Origin of the sequence: Pseudomonas sp. JV245A (assembly GCF_032424515.1) — a bacterium.
In the GTDB taxonomy this organism is placed as follows: Bacteria; Pseudomonadota; Gammaproteobacteria; order Pseudomonadales; family Pseudomonadaceae; genus Aquipseudomonas; species Aquipseudomonas protegens.
Genome location: NZ_VYKE01000364.1, coordinates 1 through 1531 on the forward strand (window position 1 = coordinate 1; position 1531 = coordinate 1531).

2 protein-coding genes are annotated in these 1531 nt (G+C 70.0%); both read left to right on the plus strand.

What is annotated here, in order from left to right:
- The coding region (locus tag F6S12_RS31655) for an FAD-linked oxidase C-terminal domain-containing protein (protein WP_315869847.1) at nt 1-565 on the plus strand (565 nt) is incomplete at its 5' end.
- A partial coding sequence (gene glcE, locus F6S12_RS31660) for a glycolate oxidase subunit GlcE (protein ID WP_315869848.1) occupies nt 565-1531 on the plus strand: 967 nt, incomplete at its 3' end. The genes F6S12_RS31655 and glcE, both read left to right, overlap by 1 nt.

Below are 1531 nucleotides of genomic sequence, written 5' to 3' on the forward strand. Positions count from 1 at the left end.
GCTGGAACGGGCCGGCGCCAGCGAGGTGCGCCTGGCCCGGGACGAGGCCGAGCGCGTGCGTTTCTGGGCCGGGCGCAAGAACGCCTTCCCGGCGGTGGGGCGCTTGTCCCCGGACTACTACTGCATGGACGGCACCATTCCCCGCCGCGAGCTGCCGGGGGTGCTGCGGGGCATCGCCCGCCTGGCCGACGAACACCAACTGCGGGTGGCCAATGTGTTCCATGCCGGCGACGGCAACATGCACCCCTTGATCCTGTTCGACGCCAACCAGCCCGGCGAGCTTGAGCGGGCCGAGGCCCTGGGGGGCAAGATCCTCGAACTGTGCGTGGCAGTGGGCGGCAGCATCACCGGCGAACACGGGGTGGGCCGGGAGAAAATCAACCAGATGTGCGCCCAGTTCAACCACCACGAGCTGACCCTGTTCCACGCCATCAAGGCGGCCTTCGACCCCAGCGGCCTGCTCAACCCGGGGAAGAACATCCCGACCCTGCACCGCTGCGCCGAATTTGGCGCCATGCACATCCACCACGGGCAACTGCCCTTCCCCGAACTGGAGCGATTCTGATGAACGTGGCCAGCGATTTCGACGCCGCCGAGACCTTGCTGGAGCAAGTGCGCGATGCCTTGGCGAGCAACACCGCGCTGCGCATCCAGGGTTCCAACAGCAAGGCCTTTCTCGGCCGCGAGAGTGCCGGGGAAATACTCGATACCCGCAGCCATCGCGGCATCGTCAGCTACGACCCCACGGAGCTGGTGATCAGCGCCCGGGCCGGTACGCCGCTCGCCGAGCTGCACGCCACCCTGGACGCCGCCGGGCAGATGCTGCCCTGCGAACCGCCGTCCTTCGGCGCGGGCGCGACCCTGGGCGGCATGCTCGCCAGCGGCCTGTCCGGGCCGCGCCGGCCCTGGGCCGGGGCGGTGCGCGATTTCGTCCTCGGCACCCGGGTCATCAGCGGCAGCGGCCAACACCTGCGGTTTGGCGGCGAGGTGATGAAGAACGTCGCCGGCTATGACCTGTCACGGCTGATGGCCGGCAGCTACGGCTGCCTGGGGCTGGTCACCGAGGTCTCGCTGAAGGTCCTGCCCAAGCCCCGGCAATGCATGAGCCTGAGCCTGGAAATGGACCGCCAGCGGGCCCTCGCCCAGCTTGCCGAATGGGGCCAGCAGCCCTTGCCCATCAGCGCCGCCTGCCATGACGGCGAACGCCTGCACCTGCGCCTGGAGGGCGGTGAAGGCTCGGTGGCGGCGGCCCATGACCGGCTCGGCGGCGAGCCCCTGGACCCGGGCTACTGGAGCCAGCTCAACGAGCAGCAACTGGACTTCTTCAACCCCGGCCTGCCGCTGTGGCGCCTGTCGGTGCCGCACAACACCCCGCTGCTGCCCCTGCCCGGCGAACAACTGCTGGACTGGGGCGGCGCCCAGCGCTGGCTGAAGACCGATGCCACGGCCGCCGACATCCGCGCCGTTGTCAGCGCCGTTGGCGGCCACGCCAGTTGCTACAGCCACGGCCTGCTGGACAGCCCGTTCCAGC